The organism is Ensifer sp. ENS11 (assembly GCF_014851895.1).
Taxonomy (GTDB): Bacteria; Pseudomonadota; Alphaproteobacteria; order Rhizobiales; family Rhizobiaceae; genus Ensifer; species Ensifer canadensis.
The window spans coordinates 524,565-549,859 of sequence record NZ_JACVAN010000002.1; the positions used below are offsets into that span (position 1 = coordinate 524,565).

Genomic DNA, 25,295 nt, shown 5'->3' on the forward strand with positions numbered 1-25,295 from the left:
GTCGAACGCACTGCGGCGGACTTCGAGGCTCAGCGGATCGTCGCGCGCACCATCTCCCCCTTGATGCAAATCAGAGGCCTGGCGCCGGGGATCGCCGTTCGCGAACTGTCGACCCAGGAGGCCGTCGCCATCACCCGATAATCAATGAAACTTGCCGCATCGAATCCGAGGTGAATGTCGAGTGCCTTGCCGGAGATCTCCACGGTCTCGGACTGCGAGGTCTTCTCATAGATCAGCCGCGCCCGCAGGGCGTCGACATCGAGCCTCACCTGTCCGACGTGCCCCTCGATCGAAACATCAGCTGCCTTGCCCTTGAGCGCCACACTCGAAAACTCCCCCTCAAGCGCGGCTTGGAACGCCGGTTGCTCCACAGAGATTGACGCTCCCTTTTTCAGGTTGGCGCGAAATGCGGTCCTGCACTCCTCCAATTCCGGCCAGGAGGGCGCTGCCACAACGATGTAAAGGGTCGAACCTTCGACGCGCATACGGGTCTCCGATACGCAATCGCTGTAGAACCAGCTGGAATAGAAGGGGGCAAACCAGCCGGACCGCCTGCTCTCGACCGAGGCGCTGAAGGGCAAAGTCTCATCGCTGGTGAGTTCGATTGCGCTTGCGTCGCCGGTGGCGACGATCGCCGTGACGCCGGTGATATCGATGTCCCTCGCCGATGTCTCGGCATTGCTCGCCAGGGCGAGGAGAAGGATGGGGGCGAGAACCATTGCTGGCGGTCCGATCAACATTTGACGCTCCATTCGTGCGGTCTGGCACCATCGCCGGACCGGAATAGCTCGCCTGAAATCGAACGCAGTCGCGACCTTGATCGCGTTTCGGGTCGACCCTGAACGCAATCAAGGGCATCATCCTGCTATCCGCCCACCTCCCTCCCGAAGAATTCTTCCGCTCATGCTGTTTGTACCGCTCCCCTTCGTCGTTTCCCTGCTGCTGATGATCGTGATTGTCCGGATGTTTTGGCAGCGCGGCGAGGCCATGACCTTCGAGCAACGCCTGTTCCTGCTGCTCGTGTGCGCTTATGCACTGCAATCCGTGCTGATCGGCATCCGATGGGGCTACGAAATCCGTACCATCCTCTTGGCACAGGCGATGCTTGCGACGTTCAACGCGGCGCTGGCATGGGTTTGCTTCAGCAGCCTTGCGAGCGATGGTCCGCCACGCCTGGGGCAAATCGCCTGGCACCTCCTGCCCCCGCTCATCGTCGGGGTCATGATGTTTGCCTGGCGCGATGCGGTCGGCACGGCGATCACCCTGTTCTTTCTCGGCTACGGGTTTGCCTTGCTCTGGCTTGCGCGGCGGGGCCCGAACGCACTGGTCGCCTCGCGGCTCGACGGCGTGCTTCGCTCATACCGATCGCTCAAGTTCACCGGGTGGGCGCTGATCGCCTCAGCGCTTAGCGACGTCGCCATCGGCTTCGACCAGCTGCGCAATGGAGGTGCCTATTCCGGCGCGATCGTTGCGGCAGGCAACGTACTCGCCCTGCTCATTCTCGGCACCGCCGCCTCGATCGCCAGCTTCGACACATCGACAGACAGCGGACGGGGGGACGCAGCGCCTTTGCCGCAAGAGCGCACTGCGACTGAAGAAGATGCCGAGATCGTGCGAAGCATCGACGACCTGATGCGCAGGAAAGCGCTCTACAAGGATCTCGAGCTCAACCTCTCGCGGATCGCCCGCAAGCTCGGCGTGCCGGCCCGGCGGATTTCCAATGCCATCAACCGGATCCACGGCATCAGCGTCTCGCAATATGTCAACAACTACCGGGTGGAGGAAGCCTGCCGGCTGCTTTCGGCGACCGACGAGGCAATCACGCAGATCGCCTTCGAGGCCGGCTTCCTGACGAAATCGAACTTCAACCGCGAGTTCCTGCGCGTCACCGGCCAGAGCCCTTCTTCGTGGCGCGAAGAGCAGCGCGTGCCCGAATTTCGCGAAGCGGCATAGAGCCTACTGCACGTTTCCTTAAATCGTATTCGATTCAAAACATGCAGCAATCCAAGGTGCTGCAGCGACCTTTGCGCGTCTAACAAGACGCGCGGCGCTGTAGTTTACCGCGTGGCGCTGACGCAATCGGCCCAGGACTGCACATTGCAGCATCCATCATAAATATCTAATATTACGAAGCGATGAGGGGCACATCGGCGAATATCCCGTCATGGCGATCCGTTTCAGTCCTGTGGGCTTGGAGGCAGGTCATGAAATGTCGTGCGAAACTGCGCTTTTCGATGCTGTCATTTCTGCTTTTGTTGTTTGCTGCGAGCCCAGTGTTCGGCGACAATGGCGGCAAGCGGCTGGCTCTGATCGTTGGCATGAGTAACTACGCGATCGCCGGAAGCTTGCCGAACGCGACCCGCGACGCCGAAGCCTTCAGCGGCTTCCTGCAGAGCAAAGGCTTTGAAGCGGACCTCGTGCTGAATGCAGACCGCAAGAGCTTTGCCGAGGCGCTCTCGCGCTTCGCCCGCAAGATCGGGCCGCAGGATATTGCACTGTTCTATTTTGCCGGCCACGGCATGCAGCTCCATGGCGAGAATTTTCTGATCGGCACGGATGCCAGGCTCGAAAGCGAGTTCGACGTGCCGGCGGAAACCGTGGCGCTGTCCGAGATCATCAATGCACTCGAAAAACGCGCCCGGATATCCCTGGTGTTCCTCGACGCCTGTCGCAACAATCCGCTCGCCAACAAACTGAATGTCGACGTCGATGGCGCCACGCGTGGCGGCGCCACCCGCGGACTTGCACCGATCGAAACGCAAGGTGCCGGTACACTGGTCGCCTTTGCGGCCGCCCCGGGACAGGTCGCTGCCGACGGCACCGACGGGCATTCACCCTTTACCCGCGCCCTGATCGCCAACCTCTCCGGCCCCGGGCTTGAGGTTGGCACCGCCTTCAAGCGCGTGGTTCGCGATGTGCGCAAGGACACGGGCGGCAAACAATCACCGCAGATCCTTTCGTCCCTGTCGCTGGAATTCTACTTCGGGCCGGAAACACCGACGGCGGCATCGACGCAGACGGCCCCCTCGACTGCCGTCGATCCGGCAGAGCTTGAAGCCGAAGCCGATTTCAAAAAGGCGCTTCGTGTCGGTACGCCGCGCATCTGGCGCTTCTTCGTCGCCAAGCATCGCACAGGCGAATATGCCGAACTTGGTAGGCAGGCATTGGCGCAGATCGACCCGGCGACAGCGCGGGGTCAAAATTCAACGCCGCAGACGATCGAGAGCCGGTTGCTTCCGAGCAAGGAAGCGCGGAGGAGCGTGCAGCTGGCGCTCGCGGCGACGGGGCTTGAGATCGGCACGGCCGACGGCGTCTTCGGCGAGCAGACCCGCACTGCCATCCGGCAGTACCAAAGCCGGAACCAGCAGCCGAGCAACGGCTTTATCAGCGAACGCACCGCCAAGGCACTTGGCATCGCCGTTTCGCAGGATATCGACGGCGTCTACAGCGCCACCAAGGCCCGCGAATACAAGATCGATGATTTGAGAGGGCTGGAGACCGACGGGCGGGTTCTGAGGGCAGTTGAATGCCTACCTCGCTACGACACTGTCTATGGTGCCTTCCAGGGGCATCTCTACGTCGTCGTGCGATACCTCTATGTCCCTGCCTCAGTCGCACAATATTGGGCCAAGAGTTGCGGCGCACATCTCGCTACAATCACTTCGGACGCAGAGAACGAGTTCGTCGCCTCACTCTTCAACAGCGACGAGAACTTCTTCAACACCGGATACGATCCGAATGGCGGCGTCAGCTACAAGATGGGTCCGTGGATCGGTCTCGTTCAAGCGTCCCAGGGCAGAGAGCCGCGCGGCGGATGGGGCTGGGACGACGGCGAGCCGCTGACGTACTCGAAATGGTTTGCCAACATGCCGAACGAGCACAAGAAGGGCGACGATGTTGGCATGTATTATGCTCACCGCGAAGGCAGAGCCGATCTTAAATCGCTGCGGGTAACGACTTGGGACGACATGGGTCCGCAAGACGCGACCGGGAGCTTCCTGCTTGAGTTCGAGTAGAGTTACACCACTTCCCTCAGCCGCTCTGCCGTCTGCAGGTCGACGGAAACAAGCTGCGACACGCCCTGCTCCGCCATGGTGACGCCGAACAGGCGGTTCATGCGGGCCATGGTGATCGGGTTGTGGGTGATGATGACGAAGCGGGTTTCGGTCGATGCCGCCATCTCGTCCATCAGGTTGCAGTAGCGCTCGACATTGTGGTCGTCGAGCGGCGCGTCGACTTCGTCAAGAACGCAGATCGGCGCCGGATTGGTGAGGAAGACGGCGAAGATCAACGCCATTGCCGTCAGCGCCTGTTCACCGCCCGACAGCAGCGTCATGGTCTGCGGCTTCTTGCCCGGCGGACGGGCAAGGATTTCAAGGCCGGCTTCAAGCGGGTCGTCGCTCTCGATCAATTGCAGCTCGGCCGTGCCGCCACCGAAGAGATGGGTGAAAAGCCGTTGGAACTGGGCGTTGACCACGTCGAAGGCGACGATCAGCCGCTCGCGACCCTCACGGTTGAGGTTCTGGATGGCGCTGCGCAGCTTGCGGATCGCTTCGATGACGTCGTCGCGTTCCTTCAGAAGCAGAGCGAGCCGCTCGGAGAGCTCCTTCTGTTCTTCTTCGGCCCGAAGGTTGACGGCGCCAAGACGCTCCCGCTCGATCTTCAGCCGTTCCAGCTCGCGCTCGACATTGCGCATGTCCGGCAGCGCCTCGTCGACGGCAAGCCCGGTCAGCCGCATAACCTCATGCGGAGCACAGGAGAGCGCCTCCTGGATGCGTGCCTCGATCTCGACCCGGCGCTCGCGGCCGGATACCAGCCGCTCCTCGGCGCGGCCGCGCTTTTCGCGCGATTCTGCCAACTCCGAAAGCGCGGTTGCGGCCATGCGGTCTGCCTCGCGCTGGCGACCCTCGGCCTCGGCCAGGATATCGGCGGCCTCGCGACGTGAAGCCTCGGCCTTCTGCAATTCGTTCATCAGCGCGCGCCGCTTGTCCTCGAACTCGTCGGGCGCATCCATCAGCTCCTCGACCTCGTCGCGCGCTTCCGCCTCGCGATCCCTGAGGGTGGCTATATGTTCTTCGGCGCTTGCCGCCCGTGCTTTCCAGGTCTGGCGTTCGCCTGATATCGCAGTGATCCGGCGCTGGCGCGCCTCGTTTTCGCGCGCAAGTCCGTCATGGGCCGCACGCCTTTCGGCAACCGCTGCCCGGTCGGCGGCGACATCTGCCGTTTGCGTGCGCAATTTCAGCTCAAGTTCTGAAAGGTCGGGCGCATCGGCAAGCGCGTCGTTGGCGGTCTCGATCTGCTCGGCGACCTCTTCAAGCTGGCTTTCAAGCTGGCTCTTGGTTTCGGCAACAACCGCGCGGCGACGCGAGAGATCGCCGGATGCGCGCTCGGCAGCGGCCAGCGCATCGCGCGCTTCGCCGAGCTGGCGCGTGATCATGCGCTGGGCGTCGCGCGCAAGCCTCAGCCGTTCATCCTCGGCGCGGATGCGCGAGCCGGCAGCGGCAAGATCAGCCTCGGCACGGCGGAGCGACTCGCCGGCGTCGTCCGCCTCAGTATCGAGTTCAGCAAGGCGGTTCTTCTGGGCCAGCCTTAGTGCTGCAGCACTTGGCGCTTCGGAACCGGTCACGTGGCCATCCCACCGCCAAACCGAGCCCTGCTTCGTCACCAGGCTCTGGCCGGGTTTCAACAGCGGCATCAGCCGCTCGGCCTCTGCCTCGCTGTCGACAATGCCGACCTGGCTCAAGGCACGCGTCAATGCCTGTGGCGCGCGAACGTGCTCGATGAGTGAGCGCGCCCCTTGCGGCAAGGCGGCATCGCCGGAATGATCGCCCGGTGTACGCCAATGGGCCGGTGCTGCGCTATCGAGCGGCGAATCGAGATCATCGCCAAGCGCTGCGCCAAGCGCCGTCTCGAAGCCGCGGTCGACCTTCATCTCCTCGACAACAGCCGGATAGTCGCCACCACCGGCCGCTTCGAGCATGCGACGGATCGTGCGCGCCTCGGTCTCGATGCCGTTCAGGATGGCCCGCGCCCGATCGACTGGCGGGCGGGCGTCGGCCTCGGCGCGGCGGGTTTCGGCGAGGGTCTCTTCGATGGCTGCGACAGTCGCCTCGGCCTCTTCTAGGGCGGCCTCGGCCACTTCGACCTGGCCCTGTTTTTCGTGCGGGTCGGGCAGCGTCGACATCTGCCGGTCGAGTTCGTCAAGATCGCGGGCCTGGTCGGAGAGCTGGCGCGCCAACCGAGCCTGCCGCTCCGAGAGATCGCGCAGCGCCCGCTCAAGCTGGTTGCGACCGGCCTGTGCCTCGGCACGCTCGGCCGTCAGCCGGCTGAGATCTGCTTCGCTCATGGAGAGCTTTTCGTTCGCTTCCTCGAGCCGTTCCCGGGCTTCGCTTGCCCGGTCGTCCGCCTCGGCGAGCAGTTCGCGCAGTTCTTCATCTTCTTCGTCGAGGCGAGCGAGAATACCGGCATTGTCGGCAACCAGGCGCTCCTCGCGGGCGATATCCTCGGCAAGCTGGGCCAGGCGACGCTGCAGCTCGTCGCGACGGCGCAGGATACGGCCAGCATCCTCCTCAAGCTGCGAACGGGCGATCTGCAGCCGCTGCAGTGCGGCCGCCAATTTCGCCTCGCTCTCGCGCAGCTCCGGCAGTTTCAGGCTGGAAATCGCCTGATCCTTGGCGGCCTGCATCTGGGCCTGCGCCTTTTCGGCGACGAGTGCCGTCACCTGGTTGAGTTGGCTGGTCGCCTCGGCTTCGGCTTCCTTGGCCTGAACCCAGCGGATGTGGAACAGGATCGCCTCGTGCTTGCGGATATCGGCAGAGAGCATCTTGAAGCGACTGGCCTGGCGCGCCTGCCGTTTCAGGCTCTCGATCTGGCTTTCGAGCTGAGAGGTGACGTCATCAAGGCGCTCGAGGTTGGTTTCGGCGGCTTTCAGCCGCAGCTCGGCCTCATGCCGGCGCGAGTGCAGGCCGGAAATACCGGCCGCCTCTTCCAGAAGCTGGCGCCTGGCCTGCGGCTTTGCCGCAATCAGCTCGCCGATGCGGCCCTGGCCGACCATCGACGGCGAGCGAGCGCCGGTGGACGCGTCGGCAAACAGCAGCTGCACATCCTTGGCGCGCGCTTCCTTGCCGTTGATCCTGTAGACCGAGCCCTGTTCGCGCTCGATGCGGCGCGTCACCTGGATTTCGTCGCTGTCGTTGAAGGCGGCAGGCGCGGTGCGATCGCTGTTGTCGAGGTAGAGGCCGACTTCGGCGGTGTTGCGCGCCGGGCGATTGCCGGAGCCCGAGAAGATCACATCGTCCATACCGGACGCGCGCATGTTCTTGTAGGAGTTCTCCCCCATAACCCAGCGCAATGCCTCGACAAGGTTCGACTTGCCGCAGCCGTTCGGGCCGACGATGCCGGTCAGACCGCGCTCGATGATGAATTCGCTGGGTTCGACGAAGGATTTGAAGCCAAGCAGGCGAAGCTTGTTGAACTTCATGCGGCAAACGCTGGCGCGGAACGCCCCTCTTCACCCGGCCCCAGGGCATGAAAAACGGGCGCACGGCTGCTGCCGTCGCCCGTTTTCAGGAAAAGCGAAGGATCAGAGCTTGCTGTCGATGAGGGCCGACATGACGTCAACCGACATATCCCCAGAATAGTGCTCTCCATTGACGAAGAAGGTCGGCGTCGATTGTACGCCAAAGTCCTTTGCGCCCCGCTGCATAACTGCGTTCACATCATCCAGAAGTTTTTGGTTCGTCAAGCAGGACTCGAAGCTCTCCTGTGTAAAACCGGCAAGTTTGGACATCTGCAGCAATGCGTCGCGACCATTCTGAGCGGCAGCCCACTGCTGCTGCTGCTTGAACAGCATCGAGATCATCGGGAAATACTGGCCCTCTGGGGCGCAGCGCGCCAGCATGAAGGCGGCAGCAGCGCGCGGATCGAACGGGAATTCGCGCAGGACGAAACGAACCTTGCCGCTGTCGATGTACTTCGTCTTGATCGCTTCGAAGGTGTTGTTGTGGAAGGCGGCGCAATGCGGGCAGGTCATCGACATGTATTCGACGATCGTTACCGGGGCGTTGGCATCGCCGACCGCCATTTCCGGCAGCGCTCCGGGCTCGAGCAGCTTGGCCATGTCGACGGAGCCTTCCGAGCTCGGCAGCTCGACCTTTGCCGGAGCGGCGGTCGACTGGGCAACTTCGGTGCCGGCGGGCTTGGCTTGCGCGGTCGTTGTCGGAGCAGCCGTCGTCGAAGCGGTCGTCATCGCGTCGGCCGGCTTGGCGTCGGCCTTGGCGGCCGTTTCCGTGGTTTCGGTCGGGGTCGCCGAAGCCTGCTCCTTCTTCTCGTCGCTGCAGGCGGCAAGCACAAGAGCGACGGTCGCGATGGCAACACCGCTGAGCAGGCGTTTCGAAAGGTTCATTGCGGAAGCGGACATGAATTTTACCCGTGTTCGGAGGGAATTGCAGTGCGGATTCGATATCTTGCCGCGCGCGGGGCGGCAAGGGGCAGCGTTTCAACAGAATTCAAAGAATTGTGACCGCCTGATGGTGCTGGCCTAACGCCGGCGTGGAGACATGACTGCGGTCCCGAGCCGTCGCAGCGCCGCCTTCAGCTCTTCGCTCTCGATACCCTCGACCATGGTTTCGAGTTTGCGGGCCGGTTCGCCGGAAAGCGGGCTTGGCTTGCGATTGCGTTTTGGCGGCGGCGATACCGGCTTTTGCACGATCCGCAGCTGGCCGATGGCATAAAAGCCGAAGAAGCCGTTGATACGCTGGATCAGCTCGCCCTGTGCATGGGTGAGGAAAAGCGCACGCGCGCCCTCGCAGGCAACGGTGAGCACGCCGGGCTGATGGCCGCCCTCGCCGGCAATCTCCGAGGCGCGTCGCGGCCAGGCGATCTTTTCCGGCCGGGTGCAGTCGGCAAAGTCCGCGCCGGCGATCTCGTCCCAGGAGCCGAGCAGCATGGTGTTGATGCCGGCGCGCTTGGCGAGCACCGGATCGATCAGGCCGTTGGCGACCTCGCTGATCTGGACCACACCCCTGCGGGACTTCTGTTCACTCACGAACGCGACTTTCTGTATGCAATGTCGATTGAGCCTTGATGCGCCGGCTCGCCTTCTCCAAGTATAGGCCGGAAAAGGAACTTCCGGCAAATCATGGCAAATACGATCACGGCGGCGAAGGCCGCTCCGCTTCTTCTTGAATGGTACGACCGGCACCACCGCGAGCTTCCGTGGCGGGTCTCGCCGTCGATGGCGCGGCAAGGCGTGGTCGCGAACCCATACCATATCTGGATGTCGGAGGTCATGCTGCAGCAGACGACCGTGCAGGCGGTGAAGGCCTATTTCGAGAAGTTCCTGACCTTGTGGCCGGCGGTCGAAAATCTCGCCGCCGCCGACAATGAAGACGTGATGAAGGCCTGGGCCGGCCTCGGCTACTACGCACGGGCGCGCAACCTGAAGAAATGCGCCGAGGCCGTCGCCCGCGATCATGGCGGCCGGTTCCCGGACACGGAAGAAGGGCTGAAGGCCCTGCCCGGCATCGGCGACTATACGGCCGCCGCCGTCGCCGCCATCGCCTTCAACCGCCAGAGCGCCGTACTTGACGGCAATGTCGAGCGGGTGATCTCGCGGCTCTATGCCATCGAAACGCCGCTGCCGGCGGCCAAGCCGGAAATGCGTAGCCAAGTCGCGGCCTTGACGCCCACCGACCGGCCCGGCGATTTCGCCCAGGCGATGATGGATCTCGGCGCGACGATCTGCACGCCGAAGCGCCCCGCCTGTTCGCTCTGTCCCTTCCGGCCACACTGTCTGGCGCTTTCCGTCTCCGACCCCGAGACTTTTCCGCGCAAGGCAAAGAAGAAGGACAAGCCGCTGAGGCTCGGCGCCGCCTTCGTGGCGATCGATGCCCGCGACACGGTCTATCTGCGCAAGCGCAGCGAAACCGGCCTACTCGGTGGCATGACCGAAGTGCCCGGCACGGCGTGGACGGCGCGGCAAGACGGCGAGACTTCAGTCGAGGCCCAGCCCTTTGCGGCGGCCTGGGAAGACTGCGGCACGATCACCCATGTGTTTACGCATTTCGAGTTGCGCCTGTCGGTCTACCGGGCCAATGTCGCGCGCGCCGAGACCGGAAACGACGGCTGGTGGGAGCCGGTCGCTTCGCTGAAAACCCAGGCGTTGCCGACGGTTATGAAGAAGGCGATCGCCCAGGCGATACCAGATGCCTTCAAGGCCGAGCGCGTCTAGCGTAGACGCGCGGCGCTGTAAAAGTTCGTAAAGAGGAACAGGTTCATGAGCAGCATCGAAATCCGCCACATCGTCTTCGACATCGGCAGGGTGCTGATCCACTACGACCCGAATCTGCCTTTCAGCCGCATCATTCCCGACGAGGCCGAGCGGCAGTGGTTCTTCGCCAATGTCTGCTCCCACGACTGGAACATCGAGCAGGACCGCGGCCGCTCCTGGGAAGAAGCCGAGGCTCTGCTGATCAAGGATCACCCTGAACGGGAAGAGCATATCCGCGCCTTCCGCAAGCACTGGCAGGAGATGGTCCCGCACGCCTATGTCGAAACGGTTTCCCTGATGGAGAACCTGATCGCCGAGGGGCGCGACGTGACGATGCTGACCAACTTCGCCTCCGATACGTTCCGCGAGGCGCTGCAGCTCTATCCGTTCCTCACCCTGCCGCGCGGCGTCACCGTGTCGGGCGATGTCGGCCTGATCAAGCCGGATGTGGCGATCTACGAGACTCATGCCCGCAACTTCGACCTCGATCCGCCAGCGACACTGTTCATCGACGACAGCATGCCCAATGTCGAGGGCGCGCGCCTCGCCGGCTGGTACGCGGTGCATTTCACCGACCCGGAGAAGCTGAAGGCCGATCTCGCGGCCTATGGCATCCAGCGCTGACATGGCAGCGCGCCAATAGCTGGAAGTCCCCGAGGTTGAGGGAAACATACAAACGCCCGGAAACCTTGCGGATTCCGGGCGTTTAAAGCTCTCCTTCCGGGACTGAAGGTACAAAAACCGGGCAGAGGGCTTTTCGAAGGACCTGGCGGAACTGGTTGATCAGTTCAGTTTTGCCAGGTCATTTCGAATGACGGTTCTGAGTTCGTCGATGGGCTTCAGGATGTTCCCATCTTCGAAGTGCCAGAATGTCCATCCATTGCAGGCATCCAGACCCTGGACCTTGGCGCCCAGGCGATGAATGGAGCCGGCCTCGCCACCGGAGGCAAGCGTGCCGTCGGCGCGCACGATGGCACTATGACGCCGCCTGGCGTCGGTCAGGACGGTGCCGGGCTTGATCAATCCGCTTTCGATCAGCGTATTGAATGCCACGCGCGGCTCGGCCTTCTTGCCGGTCATCACAGAAAGCATGGCCTTGCCGAGCGGCTCGACGGCGTCGATGCGCGCCGATGCCGCGTCGATGTAATCCTGTTCGCGCTCGATACCGACGAAGTGACGGCCGAGGCGCTTGGCAACGGCGCCGGTGGTGCCGGAGCCGAAGAACGGATCGAGGATGACGTCGCCGGGCTTGGTCGATGCCATCATGATGCGGGCAAGCAGCGCTTCCGGCTTCTGGGTCGGGTGCACCTTCTTGCCATCGTCGCCCTTGAGGCGCTCGTGACCCGAGCAGATCGGAAACAGCCAATCGGAGCGCATCTGCACGTCGTCATTGGCCGCCTTCATTGCATCGTAGTTGAAGGTGTAGCCCTTGGCGCTGGCGTTCGGCGTCGCCCAGATCAGCGTTTCATGGGCGTTCTGGAACCGGCGGCCCTTGAAGTTCGGCATCGGGTTGGTCTTGCGCCAGATGATGTCGTTGAGGATCCAGAAATGCAGGTCCTGGAGGATGGCGCCGACGCGGAAGATGTTGTGGTAGGAGCCGATGACCCAAAGCGTTCCGGTCGGCTTCAGCACGCGACGGCAGGCAAGCAGCCAGGCGCGGGTGAAGGCGTCATAGGCTTCGAAGGAAGCAAACTGGTCCCACTCGTCATCGACGGCGTCGACGACCGACTGGTCGGGGCGGGTCAGCATGCCGCCAAGCTGCAGGTTGTAGGGCGGATCGGCGAAAACGACATCCACCGAATTGTCGGGAAGCGCATTGAGCGCTGCCACGCAGTCACCCTTGATGATGGAATCGAGCCAGCCCAGCGGACGGGTGGAACGGGAGACTTCGGCAAGCGAAACAACTGATGACATGGACAACTCGCAAATACGCTTACTCGGGACGGACTATGGAGCGTATGGTTACCGAAGATGGTTACCAAAGCCTGAAGGTCATCAGGAAAAATTTTGTAATTGCGATGCATAGCCAACCGCTTGGCATGCCGATGGCCCTCAAGCCTCGTGGAAGGCGCGGCTGTCGACCGGCGCCTGATGCCGCTCGTTCATGCCATAGTCGCGAACGACTGACGCGATGCGCAGACGGTAGTCGGCAAAGACGCCGTGACGGCCGGCCTCCTGGGCGGCGCGGTGCTCGGCGCCGTTGCGCCATTCCTTAACGGCGGCCTCATCGCGCCAGAACGAAAGCGACAGGACCTTGTTCGGATCGGCAAGGCTTTGAAAGCGCTCGATCGAGATGAACCCGTCGATGCCGTCCAGCAGCGGGCGCAGGTCGGCGGCGATGCCGAGATAGGTATCGCGACGACCCTCGGCCGGCAGTACTTCAAAGATAACGGTGATCATGAGCTCAGTCCCTTCCAGCCGGTGACGAAACGTTTTTCAGGAAGATGCGATCCTCCTTCAGAATAAAACGCTCTTTGCGCGCGAATGCGTAGTTCTCGCTGCCCAGAGGGTCGGCGGCAAGCCGGGCGCGATAGGCCTCATAGGCAGCAAGGCTGTCGATATTGTAGACGCCATAGGCGGTTGTCGCCGAACCTTCGTGCGGCCCGAAATAGCCGATCAGGTCGGCGCCGCAGCGCGGGATCGCCTCACCCCAGTTGCGGGAATAGGCGGCGAATTCCTCCTTCTTGAAGGGGTCGATTTCGTAGCGGATGAAGCAGGTGATCATCTTGAGTTCCTCGTGTTTGTCTTTCGATGAACCCACTATGCCCGCTTGCCGGCCTTTGATGCTTCGATTACCATCGAAGTATGAAGGAAGGTCCAGACATCGCACTCATCGGCTCGCTGATCGGCGACCCTGCCCGCGCCAACATGCTGACCGCGCTGATGGCCGGGCGCGCACTGACGCCGACAGAGCTTGCGGCCCATGCCGGCATCACGCTGCAGACGGCGAGTTCCCATCTTTCCAAGCTCGAGGCCGGGGGCCTGCTGACCCAGCGTAAACAGGGCCGTCACCGCTACTACCAGCTGGCCGAAGACGAGGTCGGGCTGATGCTAGAGAACCTCATGGGATTTGCCGCCAGCCGCGGCATGAACCGGCATCGCCCCGGGCCCAGGGATCCGGCCCTGCGCAAGGCCCGTGTCTGCTACAACCACCTAGCCGGTGACTACGGCGTGCGCATGCTCGACAGCCTGATCGCGGCGAAACAGATCGAGGTCGCCGGCGACGATCTCGCCTTGACCGATACGGGCCAGATCCGCATCGAGGCGCTCGGCATAAGCTACGCATCGCTGAAGAAATCCCGCCGGCCAATCTGCCGAACTTGCCTCGACTGGAGCGAGAGACGCTCGCATCTGGCAGGCTCGCTGGGCGAGGCGCTGCTGACGCTGTTCATCGACAAGGGCTGGGCAAAACGCGAGAACAACAGCCGCGCCATCCGCTTCACCGATAGCGGCGAAAGGGCCTTTTCAGACCTCTTCCCGCAGTGAACACGGGTCCGTGCCTGCTCGCACCAGAACATCCCTAAAACCGCTATCGGCAACGCGGCTACAGAGGCCGGCCCATTCGCATTCGACACAGACCGCCGCGGCCTTTCCGTCGGCGACTGATCTGTCGAGGATGTTCGCGATGGCCGCGAGTGCAAGACTGTCTCGCCGTGCAATGCTGTCTTCCCGGCAATGGGCACCGGCGTCACACAACATCGGCACGCAAATATCGTCCGGGCCGTCGACAACCGTGACGCTTTCACCTGACGACAGGCGTTCGGCGATCCTGACATAGTTGCGCGTGAACGTGGGCGTGTAGCCCTCGCCCACGAAGGTCAGCAGGCACAGCAGATGGTGCCCGCGCAGCCGGACCGTCAAAGCAGGTCCGTCGGCTTCTGCACATAGCGCTGGACGGCTTTCAGCACGGCCGCCGCAAGTGCCGACTTCAGCACCGCGCCGAGCACGAAGGGCGCAGCACCGAGTGCGATTGCCTGTTCGAAACCGATCAACGTCGCAAGCCAGGCGGCGCCAACTGCAAGGCACAGCATGTTGGCGGCGAAATGGGCGGAGAAGCTCAGGACAACGCGATCGCCGGTCCAGCCGCGCTGTGCCAGCCAGCCGGCGATACCAGCGACCAAAGGAAAGGCGGCGAGATAACCGGCCGTCGGCCCTGCGAAATGGGCAAGACCGCCGGCGCCATTGGCAAGAACCGGAAGCCCGAGCATGGCCTCAGTCAGCCAGGTAAGGACGGTGGCAACGCCAAGCCGCCAACCATAGATGACGCCGATCATCGTGATGGCAAAGGTCTGCATGGTCACCGGCACCGGGACCATCGGCACGCTGATCTGCGAGGAGAGCGCGAGAAAGCCGGTGCCGAGAAGCACGAACAGCGCCTTGACCGGCCAGGCTTTACCGTCGAGGCGGAGCGGATCGAAGAGGGGCGCGTGGGCGGAAGCGAGATTGGACATCTGGGTCTCCGTGGGTTGCATTCACGATTATAGATAATTTTTTATTCTATCTATAAGATGGCCGCACTAGCCCCGACTGACGTACCAGTCAATCCGAGACCGACAACGGCGCGCAAAATCGCACGTCGATTCCATCAACAGACTGAAAAACAAGGCAAATAAATTATCTATAATTTTGCGCCCATGGCGGCGACCCAAGCGTAACGGTTGCGCTCAAAGACCTATCCGACGATGGAAAACGCCTCTCGCGTCTCGCCGGCAGCTGCCTTGACCGGCGTCTTGCCAATCCAGCCGACATGGCGCGCGAGGATTTTGGCTGCCTCGTCGCCCCGCCCTTCCCGCAAGGCGGCAAGGATCGCGCGGTGGTCATGGTCGGTGCGCGCTTCCCAGCTGCTCCTCCAGGCCGAAAACAGAAAGCGGGCGCTGGCGGCATGCAGGTCGTCGATCGAGGCGAGCAGTCGCGGCATGCCGCAGGGCTCCAGGATCAGCCGATGGAAAGCGCGGTTGGCAGCCTCCCAGGAACGGACGTCGCGCGACGTGTCCGCGGCGACCGTTGCCGCCTCGGCACGATCGAGGATGGCAGCGGTCAGATGTGGGATCGCATGGCGCAGCGCCAGCACCTCGAGAACCGCCCGCATTTCGGCGACCTCGCGGACTTCCTTGAGGTCGAACGCCGCAACACGAACGCCGCGACGTGGCTCGCTGACGGCAAGCCCCTGCGCCTCCAAAAGCCGGAACGCTTCGCGCACCGGCACGTGGCTGGCGCCGAATTCCTCGGCGATGTGATCCTGGCGCAGGCGCTCGCCCGGCGTCAGCACACCCGAGATGATCCTCTCGGCCAGTACCCGGCTGATGCGGCTTGCGATCGTATCGTCCCGTTGCTTGTTCATCGGCTACAGATAGAGGTGCCGGCAGGACCTGTCGAGCAAGCGACTGCGGCCTTTCGACGATTTCCAAAGGTTGAGATTTCGGCCGCCATCGTATAAACCTTCGGCGTACAAAAGCACGCGCCGCGAAAGCGATCTCCCCCTGCCTGTGGCGCCTCCTTCTCCCAGGGAAACTGACCTAAATGAACGGTATCGACCTCATCATCTTCGATTGCGACGGCGTTCTCGTCGATTCGGAAATCATCGCCTCGGAAGTCGAGGCGGCCCTTTTGACCGAAGCAGGCTATCCGATCAGCACCGAGGAGATGGCAGAGCGCTTTGCCGGCATGACCTGGCAGAACACGCTGCTGCAGATCGAAAAGGAAGCGAGCATCCCGCTTTCGGCCTCGCTCATCAGCAAGGTCGACACGATCCTCGACGAACGCCTCGCGCGCGATCTCAAGATCATCGAAGGCGTCAAGCCGATGCTGGCGCAGCTGACGCTGCCGCACTGCATCTGCTCCAACTCGACCTCGGCGCGGCTCGCGATGATGCTCGGCAAGGTCGGGATCAAGGATCATTTCGGCCGCCATATCTATTCCGCCCGCGACCTTGGAGCGGACCGCGTCAAGCCGAAGCCGGACATCTTCCTGCACGGCGCCAAGCAGATGGGCGTCGCCCCTTCCCGCATCCTGGTCATCGAGGACTCCGTTCACGGCATCCATGGAGCGCGCGCAGCGGGCATGCGCGTCGTCGGCTTTACCGGCGGCTCGCACACCCATCCCTCGCATGCCGACCAGCTGACCGATGCCGGCGCCGAAACGGTGATTTCCCGCATGTCGGCGCTGCCGGGCGTGATCGCCGCTCTATCCGAGTGGTCGGAGTCGATGACGGCCTGATCCGGCAAAGCCGGGCGCTAGCCGCTACAGACCCTTTCGCTCCGGATGTTCACCGGGGCGGGAAAAAGCTCTCGGCCATCACGGCGGGCGTCCGATTAGGCGCCGAGGGACAGGATGTCACATTGATGTGCCATGGCTGTCCCTCCGAAGATCTCCCCGGTTTTCGCACCGCGCACGAGGGCCATATCAGCCAAGCCCCTCAGGGGTATTTCTAGGAGGAAACATCATGCGTCTTTCAATGTTGACGGGCCTGACCCTGGCGGCCAGCGTTGCCTTCGGGCCGTTCGCCTTTGCCGATATCACCGTTGGCGTCATCACGCCGCTCACCGGCCCGGTCGCGGCCTATGGCGAGCAGGTCAAGAACGGCGCGGAAGCTGCCGCGGAGGAGATCAACAAAGCCGGCGGCATCAACGGCGAAAAGATCGTGCTGAAGATGATGGACGATGCCGGCGACCCGAAGCAGGCCGTATCGGTAGCAAACCAGGCTGCTGGTGAAGGCATCCACTTCGTCGTCGGTCCGGTGCTTTCAGGCACCTCGATGGCGGCGTCCGACGTTCTCGCCGAAAACGGCATCCTGATGATAACGCCGACGGCGACCACGCCCGATCTGACCACCCGCGGTCTGTGGAACGTGCTGCGCACCTGCGGTCGCGACGACCAGCAGGCTGAGGTTGCCGCTGCCTATGTGGTCAAGAACCTTAAGGACAAGCGCGTCGCCGTCCTGCACGACAAGGCTCCCTACGGCAAGGGCCTCGCCGACGGCTTCAAGAAGGGGATCAACGCAGGCGGTATCACCGAAGTCGTCTACGAAGGCCTCAACCCGGGCGACAAGGACTTCAGCGCCATCGTCACCCGTCTGAAGGCGGAAAAGGTCGATGTCGTCTACTTCGGCGGCTATCATCCGGAAGGCGGCCTGCTCGCACGCCAGATGCGCGACCAGGGTGTGACAGCGCAGATCTTCGGCGGCGACGGCCTGTCGAACACCGAGTTCTGGGCGATCGGCGGCGACGCTGCGACCGGCACGATCTACACCAACGCAAGCGACGCGACCCGCAACCCGGCGTCGGCTCCGGCCGTCGAGGCACTGAAGGCGAAGAACATTCCGGCCGAAGCCTTCACCCTTAACGCCTATGCGGCAGTGCAGGTCCTGAAGGCCGGCATCGAAAAGGCCGGCTCCGCCGAGGATGCGACCGCCGTTGCGACCGCGATCAAGTCCGGCGAAGCGATCGACACCGTGCTCGGCAAGCTCACCTACGGCGAAGCTGGCGACCTCACCTCGCAGGCTTTCTCGCTCTACAAGTGGGAAGGCGGCAAGAGCGTCGCTGCCGAGTAATCCGGTACAGTCACCAAATGAAAACGCCGGGGCTTGCCCCGGCGTTTTTCGTTTCAGGCAGCTGCTACAGCGCCGCGCATCTTAATTAGACGCGCAAAAGTTGCGTAGCACTTTGAATTGCTGCATGTTTTTATCCTTAAATCGAATAGGATTTAAGGAAACATGCGGCAGAGCCGCTTACTTCTTGCGCTTTGCCGGCGGACCTTCGTCGAAGCCGACGAAGACCTTGGCGTTGGAGCCTGCGCCGGCCGGGAGCGCGACGTCCGTCTTGGTGAAGACGAACTGCGTCGAGCCGTTTGCCGGGATCTCAACGACATGCTGCGTCAGCTCGGAATAGAGCGTCTTGTCTTCGTCGACCGCTGCGACGCGGATCGGCATTGTGATCTTGCCGGGACCGCCTGCGGGACCGCTGACGACCCGACCCTGAACCACGACGGTCACCGTGAGCGCGGTTTCGCTCTGCACGCATTGCCGCGTCGTATCGGCGAGCGACGCCTGATAGATGACCTTGGTCGGATCGTCCTTGCCGCCCTTGGCGTAGGTGCGGAACGACGAGGTGCCTTCTCTCAAAACCACCTGCGGGCATGCAGCCTGGACAACGGCCGGCGTAGCTGCTGCGGCACTGCCGCCCGCATCGATCGCTCCGCCGGATTGCGTCTTGTTACAGCCGGCGAGGATCGCGAGAAAGGATATTGCGAGGACAGGCCGGGATACTTTGCCAAACACGTTGAACAACCTCTACTGAACCGGTTGAAACTCCTTGACCGAAATCTCGGCCGGAAGGCCTTTCATGGCCTTCGGGCATCGTCTATAGCAGCGGCGAATTGAAAAATCGATCGGGTCAGCCATCTCGATCGGAATTTTCCGAAACGACGCTCGGGCCGGAAATTTGCATTGGTGACAAGAATGCGTGGGGACTTTGTCAAGGACTGACGCAATAAGACAGACGCGCTGCGGCCGGTTCGCATAGGGTCGCCGCGATCCGAAGGCAAGACGAAGGACTAGGATGGTGAAGTATATCTCGACGCGCGGCGAGGCCGCCCCTCTCGGCTTCTGCGATGCGCTGCTTGCGGGCCTTGCGCGCGACGGCGGTCTCTACCTTCCCAGGGAATGGCCGACGCTGTCGAAGAAAGAAATCCGGGCGCTGCGCGGCAAGTCCTATCAGGATATCGCCTTTGCCGTGCTCGAGCCCTTCATCCACGGTGAGATCCCCTCAGCGAAGTTTCGCGAGATGATCGACGAGGCTTACGCGACCTTCCGTCATCCCGCCATCGCGCCTCTCGTCCAGACCGGCCCCAATGCCTTCGTCATTGAGCTGTTCCACGGCTCGACGCTTGCGTTCAAGGACGTGGCGATGCAGCTGCTGGCCCGCCTGATGGACTATGTGCTCGCCGAGCGCGGTGAACGGGCGACCATCGTCGGCGCGACTTCGGGCGATACCGGAGGTGCTGCCATCGACGCCTTTGCCGGTCGCGAACGTACTGACATCTTTATCCTCTTCCCGCATGGCAAGGTCTCTGCCGTTCAGCAGCGCCAGATGACGACATCGAAGGCCGGCAACGTCCACGCCATCGCCGTGAAAGGCAATTTCGACGATTGCCAGAACCTGGTCAAAGGCATGTTCAACGACGCGGTCTTCCGCGATCGCGTCAAGCTTTCGGGCGTCAACTCGATCAACTGGGCGCGGATCATGGCCCAGATCGTCTATTACTTCACGACGGCGATCGCGCTCGGCGGCCCGGACCGCAAGATTTCCTTCACTGTGCCAACAGGCAATTTCGGCGATATCTTCGCCGGCTACGTCGCCAAGCGCATGGGCCTGCCGATCGACAAGCTTGTTGTCGCCACCAATGAAAACGACATTCTCGCCCGCACGCTGAAGACCGGCCGCTACGAAATGCGCGGGGTCAAGGCGACCACGTCTCCGTCGATGGACATCCAGATCTCGTCCAATTTCGAACGGCTTCTGTTCGAAGCCAACGATCGCGATCCGGCCGAAGTCCGATCCGCGATGGACAGCCTCAAGCAATCAGGCTCCTTTGCCATCCGCGAAAAGGCGCTGAAGGCGATCCGCAAGGAGTTCCAGGCCGGGCGCGCCTCCGAAAAGGACGTCGCCAGGACCATTGCCAAGACCTTGGAGAAAACCGGCTACCTGCTCGACCCGCACAGCGCCATCGGCGTCTTCGTGGCGGCCAAGCACGAGAAGGCGTCGGCCCCAATGGTGACGCTTGCAACCGCCCATCCCGCGAAATTCCCCGACGCCGTAAAATCGGCAAGTGGTATTGACCCGGCGCTTCCGACGTGGCTTGCTGACCTGATGAACAGGGAGGAGCGTTTCGATATCCTGGATGCGGATTTGAAGAGCGTCGAGACCTTTATCGGCGAGCGCACCCGTCTCCAGGGGTAAGAACGAGAAGAAACGTATGATGAAAGTTGAGTGCACCCGGCTCCCTTCCGGGTTGACGGTGGTAACCGAGCAGATGCCGCACCTTGAAAGCGTGGCGCTCGGCGTGTGGATCAAATCGGGCTCACGCAACGAAACCGTGGGCGAACACGGCATCGCTCATCTGCTTGAGCACATGGCTTTCAAAGGCACCGGCCGGCGCACCGCCCGCCAGATCGCCGAGGAAATCGAGAATGTCGGCGGCGAAGTCAACGCCGCGACCTCGACCGAAACGACATCCTATTACGCACGCGTCCTCAAGGATCACGTGCCGCTGGCCGTCGACATCCTTGCCGACATCCTCACCGAATCGAGCTTCGACGAGGAAGAGCTGCGCCGTGAAAAACAGGTGATCCTGCAGGAGATCGGCGCTGCCGACGACACGCCCGACGATGTCGTCTTCGATCGTTTCGCCGAAACTGCCTATCGCAACCAGACGGTCGGACGCCCGATCCTCGGCACGCCGGAGACGGTGATGTCGTTCTCCGCCAACCAGATCCGCCAATATCTCGGCCGCAACTACACCACCGACCGGATGTTCGTCGTCGCGGCCGGCGCCGTCGAGCACGAGGCTTTCGTGCGCCAGGTCGAGGAGCGCTTCTCGACGCTGCCGCGCACGCCGCTGGCAACGCCGGTTCTCGAAACCGCGATCTATACTGGCGGCGAAAGCCGCGAGACCCGCGACCTGATGGACGCGCAGATCCTGCTCGGGTTCGAAGGCAAGGCCTATCACGCCCGCGACTTCTACTGTTCGCAGATCCTCGCCAACATCCTCGGTGGCGGCATGTCTTCGCGCCTATTCCAAGAAGTGCGCGAGCATCGTGGCCTCTGTTACTCGGTCTATGCCTTCCATTGGGGCTTCTCCGATACCGGCATCTTCGGCGTGCATGCGGCAACCGGCGGCGAGAACCTGCCGGAGCTGATGCCCGTGATTGTCGACGAACTGCGCAAGTCGTCGATGAACATCGAACAGCAGGAAATCGAGCGCGCCCGCGCCCAGATCCGCGCCCAGCTGCTGATGGGCCAGGAAAGCCCGGCCGCACGCGCTGGCCAGATCGCCCGCCAGATGATGCTTTATGGCCGCCCGATCCCGAACGACGAACTGATGGAGCGCCTGTCTGGCATTACCATCGAGCGTCTGACCGATCTGGCAGGTCGCCTGTTCTTCGACACCGCCCCGACGCTGTCGGCGATCGGACCACTCGAACAGCTGGCGCCGATGAACGACATCCTGTCGTCACTGACAGGAAAAACCACCGTCGCGCACGCCGTCGCAAGCTGATCCGGACCACCGGATCTCGGCCGGGACTGCCATGGCGCCCGGCCGGCGAAGTGTTTGCGACTTTTCGTAAAATCGGATTCGATTTGTGCGCAAAGTTGTGCAACGCTCGGATTTGCGACAGCGCAAAGGGCGCCGTGCGCCGGGCGGTTAAGGATCTTCCGCGCGTTCAACTGGAAGGCCTCGGAGGCACATATGACACGATCGGTTTTTCGGTTCCTGTCGCGACAGCCCGAGACGATCGAGATCGCCAACCAGGATTACCTGCTCCGCCTCCCCCGTTACGCCGATTATCGCCAATGGTACCACCTTCGAAGCGAGAGCCGCGGCTTTCTGGAACCGTGGGAACCGACCTGGCGCGCCGACGAAATGACGGAAAGCGCCTTTCGCGGCCGCGTCATCCGCAATGAGCAGGAATTCGCATCCGGCCAGGCCGTACCGCTTTTTCTTTTCCACAAGCCCGCGGAGACCCTGCTCGGCGGGATCACCATCGGCCACATCCGTCGCGGTGCCGGGCAAAACTGCATGATCGGCTACTGGATGGGCGAGCGTCATGCCGGCCACGGCCACATGTTTGCCGCCCTCAAGCTTGCGATTCCCTACATCTTTTCGAGCCTTGAGTTGCACCGTATTGAAGCAGCCTGTATTCCGGAGAACTCAAGAAGCATCCGGCTCCTTGAAAAGGCCGGTTTTGAGCGTGAAGGCTACTTAAGACAGTACTTGAGGATTAACGGGCAATGGCGTGACCATGTGCTTTTCTCTCTCCTGTCCGATGATGCCGTACCGAACAGGAAATTGCCCCTTTGATGCCTCTAACCCGCTCGCCCTTCGCATGGTCAGCCTCGAAGCTGGCAGCGTTTCTGATCGCTCTCACGACGCTGTTCTGCGCCTTTAGCGGCATTGCCCATGCTCTTGAGCCGGTCAAGATTTCACGCGAAGACACCGCACTCGACCTGACCGCGACGACCGAGATCTATAGCGGCCGCAGCGAAGCCTTCCAGGTTTCGACGGCGCCAGGCGCTGACGGTATCGTCCGGCGCATCGAAGTGCGTTCCAGCACCGAGAACCACCAGGGCGACTGGGCGGTTTTCGCGCTCGCCAACGTTTCGGGCGAACAGCTCGACCGCGTGATCGTCGCGCCGCATTTTCGCCTGGTGAATTCCAAGCTCTTCTGGCCCGACCTCGGGTCGCAACGCATGCTGTCGATCACGCCGAGCGAGGGCTTTGCGCTCGAACGGCTGCCGAGCGACGATTCGGACGTCTTCCAGATCACGCTCAACCCAGGCGCGGTCATCACCTTCGTCGCAGAGCTGGCGACGCCTGAGCTGCCGCAGATCTACCTCTGGCAACCGGACGCCTACAAGGACACGGTCAACGCCTTCACGCTCTATCGCGGCATCGTTCTCGGCATCGCCGGCCTGCTCGCGGTGTTCCTGACGATCCTGTTCGTGGTCAAGGGAACCTCGATGCTGCCGGCAACGGCAGCACTCGCCTGGGCGGTGCTTGCCTATATCTGCGTCGATTTCGGCTTCTTGTCCAAGCTCATCAGCGTCACGGCCGGCGACGAGCGAATATGGCGAGCGGGAACCGAGGTGTTCCTCGCGGCAGGCCTGGTGATCTTTCTCTTCACCTATCTCAACCTCAATCGCTGGCACCAGCATCTGGGTTATGCGACACTCGCCTGGATCCTCGGCCTTGGCCTGCTCTTCGGCGTTGCGGTCTATGATCCGGCAATCGCATCGGGTATCGCCCGCCTCTCATTCGCACTGACGGCAACGGTCGGGATCGTGCTGATCGCCTATCTCGGCTTCAACCGTTACGACCGCGCCATCCTGCTGGTCCCCGCCTGGCTGCTCATTCTGGTCTGGCTGTTCGGCGCGTGGCTGACCGTCACCGGCCAGCTGGCAAACGACATCGTCCAGCCAGCACTTGGCGGCGGCCTCGTCCTGATCGTGCTCTTGATCGGCTTCACCGTCATGCAGCACGCCTTTGCCGGCGGCGCCTACCAGCAGGGCCTGTTCTCCGATCTTGAGCGCCAGTCGCTGGCGCTGACGGGTTCCGGCGATACGGTCTGGGACTGGGATGTGGCGCGTGACCGCGTCGTCACCATTCCCGATATCTCCCTGCAGCTCGGTCTCTCCATGGGCTCGATGCACGGCCCCTTGCGCAACTGGTTGCCGCGCCTGCACCCCGATGACCGCGATCGCTTCCGTGCCACGCTCGACGTCCTGCTCGAACACCGCCGCGGCAAGCTCAACCACGAATTCCGTGTACGTGCAGAGGATGGCCATTATCACTGGCTGTCGATCCGCGCCCGCCCGGTGCTTGGCGCCAATGGCGAGATCATCCGCTGCGTCGGCACGATCATCGACATCACCGAGCAGCGCAACTCGGTCGAACGTCTGCTGCACAACGCGCTGCATGACAATCTGACCGGCCTTCCCAATCGTCAGGTCTTCCTCGACCGCCTGCAGGCCATCCTGCTGATGGCCGACACCACGACCGCACGCCCGACCGTTCTGGCGATTGATATCGATCGCTACAAGCAGGTCAACGACCTGCTCGGCATTGCCGCCGGTGACAACATCCTGATCGCACTGACGCGCCGGCTGCGCCGGCTGCTGCGCCCGCAAGACACGCTCGCGCGCCTCGGCGGCGACCAGTTCGGGCTGATCCTGATGTCGGAGCGCGACCCGGCCAAGGTCGCCGATTTCGCCGACGCGGTCAGCAAGGCGATCATGGTGCCGCTCAACTATGGCAACCGCGAAATCAACCTCACCGCGTCCATCGGCCTCGTCTCCTGGCTCGACCAGGAGCAGAGCGCTGCCGGCCTGATCGACGACGCGGAGCTTGCGATGTTCCGCGCCAAGAAGGAAGGCGGCAACCGCGTCGAGCCTTTCCGTCCAGCCTTTAGAACCTCCGGCTCGGATCGCATGCAGCTCGAAGCCGATCTCAAGCGAGCGATCGAGCGCAAGGAACTGTCGCTGGTCTACCAACCGATCGTGCGGCTCAGCGACGCCGAGATTGCCGGTTTCGAGGCGCTGATGCGCTGGGATCACCCCAAGCGCGGCAATGTCTCGCCGACCGAGTTCATCCCGATCGCCGAGAATTCCGACCTGATCAACCAGCTCGGCATGTTCGCATTCGACAAGGCGACCAGCGACCTCACGGAATGGCAGATCCAGACCGGCGATCTGCCGATCTTCGTGTCGATCAATCTCTCCAGCGCGCAGCTGCTCAACAACGAGCTCTATGACGACGTTCGTGCCGTGCTGAACAAGAACCGTTGCGACCCGGCCAAGGTGAAGATGGAGCTGACCGAATCTCTTGTCATGGAGAATCCGGAGCAGGCGCGGTTGGTGCTTGAGAAGCTGAAGGAAGCCGGCTTGAAGCTGGCGCTCGACGACTTCGGCACGGGCCACTCGTCGCTCTCCTATCTCACCCGCTTCCCCTTCGATACGATCAAGATCGACAAGGCGCTGGTGCGAGACCCGAGCGATAAGCGCGGCATTCTGCTGCGCTCGGTGATCACCATGGCACGCGAACTCGACATGCAGGTTGTGGCCGAAGGCATCGAGTCCGAGGAAGACGCTATCCAGCTTTCACAGATGGGCTGCGACTACGGCCAGAGCTTCCTGTTCGGCCCGCCGATCGGTTCGGAGTCGATCCTGCGGCTGTTGAAAGAGCGATTTCCGCTGATGAAACGGGCTTAAGCTCCACAAGGGTGCGCCACTGCAAGGCTGCGGATACACGC

General features: G+C 62.5%; 22 protein-coding genes. 11 read left to right on the forward strand and 11 right to left on the reverse strand.

The window, feature by feature from the left end:
- Positions 1-29: 29 nt before the first annotated feature.
- Positions 30-740 carry a hypothetical protein gene (locus IB264_RS06690; RefSeq protein WP_025426207.1) on the reverse strand — a complete coding sequence of 237 codons (711 nt, stop codon included), beginning with the start codon at positions 738-740 and terminating at the stop codon, positions 30-32.
- Positions 741-903: 163 nt separating this feature from the next.
- Here IB264_RS06690 and IB264_RS06695 point away from each other — a divergent pair, with 163 nt between their 5' ends.
- Positions 904-1,953, forward strand: a complete 1,050-nt coding sequence (locus IB264_RS06695) for an AraC family transcriptional regulator (RefSeq protein WP_025426206.1) — start codon at positions 904-906, stop codon at positions 1,951-1,953.
- 251 nt (positions 1,954-2,204) lie between these two features.
- On the forward strand, positions 2,205-4,016 hold the full coding sequence (locus IB264_RS06700) for a caspase family protein (protein ID WP_025426205.1): 1,812 nt from the start codon (positions 2,205-2,207) through the stop codon (positions 4,014-4,016).
- Between the two features lie 2 nt (positions 4,017-4,018).
- Here the strand turns inward: IB264_RS06700 and smc are convergent, their stop codons facing one another.
- From smc to IB264_RS06715, 3 genes are all read right to left on the reverse strand, one after another.
- Positions 4,019-7,480, reverse strand: a complete 3,462-nt coding sequence (smc, locus tag IB264_RS06705; RefSeq protein WP_025426204.1) for a chromosome segregation protein SMC — start codon at positions 7,478-7,480, stop codon at positions 4,019-4,021.
- A gap of 102 nt (positions 7,481-7,582) precedes the next feature.
- Complete coding sequence (locus IB264_RS06710; RefSeq protein ID WP_081788840.1) at positions 7,583-8,419, reverse strand: DsbA family protein; 837 nt, start codon at positions 8,417-8,419, stop codon at positions 7,583-7,585.
- 120 nt (positions 8,420-8,539) lie between these two features.
- The gene (locus IB264_RS06715; protein ID WP_025426202.1) at positions 8,540-9,046 is read right to left on the reverse strand and encodes a DUF721 domain-containing protein; all 507 of its coding nucleotides are present in this window, start codon (positions 9,044-9,046) and stop codon (positions 8,540-8,542) included.
- A 93-nt stretch (positions 9,047-9,139) separates the two neighbouring features.
- Here IB264_RS06715 and mutY point away from each other — a divergent pair, with 93 nt between their 5' ends.
- Both mutY and IB264_RS06725 read left to right on the forward strand, forming a co-directional pair.
- Positions 9,140-10,231 (forward strand): A/G-specific adenine glycosylase, encoded by a 1,092-nt coding sequence (gene mutY, locus IB264_RS06720; protein WP_025426201.1) that lies wholly within the window; start codon positions 9,140-9,142, stop codon positions 10,229-10,231.
- Positions 10,232-10,276: 45 nt separating this feature from the next.
- Positions 10,277-10,894, forward strand: a complete 618-nt coding sequence (locus IB264_RS06725) for an HAD family phosphatase (RefSeq protein WP_038575950.1) — start codon at positions 10,277-10,279, stop codon at positions 10,892-10,894.
- Between the two features lie 159 nt (positions 10,895-11,053).
- Here the strand turns inward: IB264_RS06725 and IB264_RS06730 are convergent, their stop codons facing one another.
- The 3 genes from IB264_RS06730 to IB264_RS06740 all read right to left on the reverse strand — a co-directional run bounded on the left by IB264_RS06730 (position 11,054) and on the right by IB264_RS06740 (position 12,995).
- On the reverse strand, positions 11,054-12,184 hold the full coding sequence (locus IB264_RS06730; RefSeq protein WP_025426200.1) for a site-specific DNA-methyltransferase: 1,131 nt from the start codon (positions 12,182-12,184) through the stop codon (positions 11,054-11,056).
- A gap of 138 nt (positions 12,185-12,322) precedes the next feature.
- The gene (locus IB264_RS06735; RefSeq protein ID WP_025426199.1) at positions 12,323-12,670 is read right to left on the reverse strand and encodes an antibiotic biosynthesis monooxygenase; all 348 of its coding nucleotides are present in this window, start codon (positions 12,668-12,670) and stop codon (positions 12,323-12,325) included.
- 4 nt (positions 12,671-12,674) lie between these two features.
- Complete coding sequence (locus IB264_RS06740) at positions 12,675-12,995, reverse strand: NIPSNAP family protein (RefSeq protein ID WP_025426198.1); 321 nt, start codon at positions 12,993-12,995, stop codon at positions 12,675-12,677.
- An 80-nt stretch (positions 12,996-13,075) separates the two neighbouring features.
- Here IB264_RS06740 and IB264_RS06745 point away from each other — a divergent pair, with 80 nt between their 5' ends.
- Complete coding sequence (locus tag IB264_RS06745) at positions 13,076-13,756, forward strand: helix-turn-helix transcriptional regulator (RefSeq protein ID WP_025426197.1); 681 nt, start codon at positions 13,076-13,078, stop codon at positions 13,754-13,756.
- On the opposite strand, the gene IB264_RS06750 is transcribed toward IB264_RS06745, so the two are convergent.
- The 3 genes from IB264_RS06750 to IB264_RS06760 all read right to left on the reverse strand — a co-directional run bounded on the left by IB264_RS06750 (position 13,736) and on the right by IB264_RS06760 (position 15,611).
- Positions 13,736-14,131, reverse strand: a complete 396-nt coding sequence (locus IB264_RS06750) for a DUF1284 domain-containing protein (RefSeq protein WP_025426196.1) — start codon at positions 14,129-14,131, stop codon at positions 13,736-13,738. The genes IB264_RS06745 and IB264_RS06750 overlap by 21 nt on opposite strands.
- Positions 14,128-14,721, reverse strand: coding sequence for a biotin transporter BioY (locus IB264_RS06755; RefSeq protein ID WP_025426195.1), 594 nt, complete (start codon positions 14,719-14,721; stop codon positions 14,128-14,130). The genes IB264_RS06750 and IB264_RS06755 overlap by 4 nt, the downstream gene beginning before the upstream one ends.
- A gap of 221 nt (positions 14,722-14,942) precedes the next feature.
- Positions 14,943-15,611, reverse strand: a complete 669-nt coding sequence (locus IB264_RS06760) for a GntR family transcriptional regulator (protein WP_025426194.1) — start codon at positions 15,609-15,611, stop codon at positions 14,943-14,945.
- Positions 15,612-15,790: 179 nt separating this feature from the next.
- Here IB264_RS06760 and IB264_RS06765 point away from each other — a divergent pair, with 179 nt between their 5' ends.
- Both IB264_RS06765 and IB264_RS06770 read left to right on the forward strand, forming a co-directional pair.
- Positions 15,791-16,486 (forward strand): HAD family hydrolase, encoded by a 696-nt coding sequence (locus tag IB264_RS06765; RefSeq protein ID WP_025426193.1) that lies wholly within the window; start codon positions 15,791-15,793, stop codon positions 16,484-16,486.
- A 226-nt stretch (positions 16,487-16,712) separates the two neighbouring features.
- Complete coding sequence (locus IB264_RS06770; RefSeq protein WP_025426192.1) at positions 16,713-17,819, forward strand: ABC transporter substrate-binding protein; 1,107 nt, start codon at positions 16,713-16,715, stop codon at positions 17,817-17,819.
- A 177-nt stretch (positions 17,820-17,996) separates the two neighbouring features.
- Here IB264_RS06770 and IB264_RS06775 read toward each other — a convergent pair whose 3' ends face one another.
- Entirely contained in the window at positions 17,997-18,545 is a 549-nt protein-coding gene (locus IB264_RS06775; protein WP_025426191.1) for a hypothetical protein, read from the reverse strand.
- 280 nt (positions 18,546-18,825) lie between these two features.
- Between IB264_RS06775 and thrC the strand changes: the two genes are divergently transcribed.
- From thrC to IB264_RS06795, 4 genes are all read left to right on the forward strand, one after another.
- The gene (gene thrC, locus IB264_RS06780) at positions 18,826-20,226 is read left to right on the forward strand and encodes a threonine synthase (protein WP_025426190.1); all 1,401 of its coding nucleotides are present in this window, start codon (positions 18,826-18,828) and stop codon (positions 20,224-20,226) included.
- Positions 20,227-20,242: 16 nt separating this feature from the next.
- Positions 20,243-21,544, forward strand: a complete 1,302-nt coding sequence (locus IB264_RS06785; RefSeq protein ID WP_025426189.1) for a pitrilysin family protein — start codon at positions 20,243-20,245, stop codon at positions 21,542-21,544.
- A 192-nt stretch (positions 21,545-21,736) separates the two neighbouring features.
- The gene (locus IB264_RS06790; RefSeq protein WP_025426188.1) at positions 21,737-22,348 is read left to right on the forward strand and encodes a GNAT family N-acetyltransferase; all 612 of its coding nucleotides are present in this window, start codon (positions 21,737-21,739) and stop codon (positions 22,346-22,348) included.
- Positions 22,348-25,254: an EAL domain-containing protein gene (locus IB264_RS06795; protein ID WP_025426187.1), complete on the forward strand. Its 2,907-nt coding sequence runs from the start codon at positions 22,348-22,350 to the stop codon at positions 25,252-25,254. The genes IB264_RS06790 and IB264_RS06795 overlap by 1 nt, the downstream gene beginning before the upstream one ends.
- Positions 25,255-25,295: the final 41 nt, after the last annotated feature.

Bases quoted from the DNA above. Each gene is read 5' to 3' on its own strand.
- IB264_RS06690 (WP_025426207.1), bottom strand. From the start codon at position 740: ATGTTGATCGGACCGCCAGCAATGGTTCTCGCCCCCATCCTTCTCCTC.
- IB264_RS06695 (WP_025426206.1), top strand. From the start codon at position 904: ATGCTGTTTGTACCGCTCCCCTTCGTCGTTTCCCTGCTGCTGATGATC.
- IB264_RS06700 (WP_025426205.1), top strand. From the start codon at position 2,205: ATGAAATGTCGTGCGAAACTGCGCTTTTCGATGCTGTCATTTCTGCTT.
- smc (WP_025426204.1), bottom strand. From the start codon at position 7,480: ATGAAGTTCAACAAGCTTCGCCTGCTTGGCTTCAAATCCTTCGTCGAA.
- IB264_RS06710 (WP_081788840.1), bottom strand. From the start codon at position 8,419: ATGTCCGCTTCCGCAATGAACCTTTCGAAACGCCTGCTCAGCGGTGTT.
- mutY (WP_025426201.1), top strand. From the start codon at position 9,140: ATGGCAAATACGATCACGGCGGCGAAGGCCGCTCCGCTTCTTCTTGAA.
- IB264_RS06725 (WP_038575950.1), top strand. From the start codon at position 10,277: ATGAGCAGCATCGAAATCCGCCACATCGTCTTCGACATCGGCAGGGTG.
- IB264_RS06730 (WP_025426200.1), bottom strand. From the start codon at position 12,184: ATGTCATCAGTTGTTTCGCTTGCCGAAGTCTCCCGTTCCACCCGTCCG.
- IB264_RS06735 (WP_025426199.1), bottom strand. From the start codon at position 12,670: ATGATCACCGTTATCTTTGAAGTACTGCCGGCCGAGGGTCGTCGCGAT.
- IB264_RS06740 (WP_025426198.1), bottom strand. From the start codon at position 12,995: ATGATCACCTGCTTCATCCGCTACGAAATCGACCCCTTCAAGAAGGAG.
- IB264_RS06745 (WP_025426197.1), top strand. From the start codon at position 13,076: ATGAAGGAAGGTCCAGACATCGCACTCATCGGCTCGCTGATCGGCGAC.
- IB264_RS06755 (WP_025426195.1), bottom strand. From the start codon at position 14,721: ATGTCCAATCTCGCTTCCGCCCACGCGCCCCTCTTCGATCCGCTCCGC.
- IB264_RS06760 (WP_025426194.1), bottom strand. From the start codon at position 15,611: ATGAACAAGCAACGGGACGATACGATCGCAAGCCGCATCAGCCGGGTA.
- IB264_RS06765 (WP_025426193.1), top strand. From the start codon at position 15,791: ATGAACGGTATCGACCTCATCATCTTCGATTGCGACGGCGTTCTCGTC.
- IB264_RS06770 (WP_025426192.1), top strand. From the start codon at position 16,713: ATGCGTCTTTCAATGTTGACGGGCCTGACCCTGGCGGCCAGCGTTGCC.
- thrC (WP_025426190.1), top strand. From the start codon at position 18,826: ATGGTGAAGTATATCTCGACGCGCGGCGAGGCCGCCCCTCTCGGCTTC.
- IB264_RS06785 (WP_025426189.1), top strand. From the start codon at position 20,243: ATGATGAAAGTTGAGTGCACCCGGCTCCCTTCCGGGTTGACGGTGGTA.
- IB264_RS06790 (WP_025426188.1), top strand. From the start codon at position 21,737: ATGACACGATCGGTTTTTCGGTTCCTGTCGCGACAGCCCGAGACGATC.
- IB264_RS06795 (WP_025426187.1), top strand. From the start codon at position 22,348: ATGCCTCTAACCCGCTCGCCCTTCGCATGGTCAGCCTCGAAGCTGGCA.